This window comes from Cellvibrio mixtus subsp. mixtus J3-8, from assembly GCF_000766945.1.
Taxonomy (GTDB): Bacteria; Pseudomonadota; Gammaproteobacteria; order Pseudomonadales; family Cellvibrionaceae; genus Cellvibrio; species Cellvibrio mixtus_A.
The window spans coordinates 1-995 of the sequence record NZ_KN266215.1 but is presented as its reverse complement, the minus strand read 5'-3'; the positions used below and the strand labels follow the sequence as shown (position 1 = coordinate 995).

The 995-nt window shown below is 45.7% G+C and carries 1 protein-coding gene; it reads right to left on the bottom strand.

Going from position 1 to position 995, the window contains the following annotated elements; all coding sequences use genetic code 11:
* Window positions 1-995, bottom strand: a 995-nt coding sequence (locus A596_RS23185; protein WP_039918225.1) for a calcium-binding protein, incomplete at both ends; no start/stop codon positions are given.

The following is a 995-nucleotide window of genomic DNA, read 5'->3' as shown; positions in this document are numbered from 1 at the left end:
AATAAATCATTACCCACACGACGCAATGCGCTGACATCAGATGGATTTACATCTTCAAAACGAATGGTGTCAACTCGATCAACAGAAGTATCGTACGCAAAAACCGTGTCATTACCGGAGCCCTTGCGGAATACAAACACATCGTTGCCCGCGCCGCCATTGAGAGTGTCGTTACCAACGCCACCATCCAGCAGGTCATTACCATCACCGCCGCTGAGTGAGTCATTACCCGCTTCACCGTACAATTTATCATTGCCACCACCAGCATTAATGACATCATTACCACCGCCACCAAGAACAATTTCTGCTGCAGAGGTCAGCGTTATCACATCATCGCCATTACCGTACTGGAATGGCATTGCTGTAATAAATTCCGTTGCGGTGTAGCTAATACCATTAGCAAATTCAACCTTGTTGAATTGGTAAGCATTGCTGTAGAAATAATCCTGAACACTGATACTGTCACCAACACCATAGTCGATAATCAAATCATAACCCACACGACGCAATGCTTTGATATCTGCCGAATTCACATCTGCAAAACGAATAGTATCGATACGATTTGCCGTGGTGTCGTATGCATAGACCCTATCAATCCCCGAGCCTTTACGGAACACAAACACATCATTGCCTGCACCACCATTCAAGTAATCATTGCCAACACCACCGTCCAGCACATCATTACCATCGCCGCCTAACAACGAATCATCGCCAGCCTCACCGTACACCACATCATTTCCTGCACCGGCATTAATGGTGTCATTACCACCACCACCACGTGCAATTTCCGATGCAGAACTCAGCGTTACCGAGTCATTACCATCGCCGTACTGAAATGGCATTGCCGTAATAAATTCGTCCACTGTGTAGACAACATTATTAGGGAATTCAATGTGGGTGAATCTGTAAGAATTGCTGTAGTAGAAATCCTGCACCTTGATACTGTCACCCACACCGTAGTCGATAAATAAATCATTACCCACACGACGCAATGC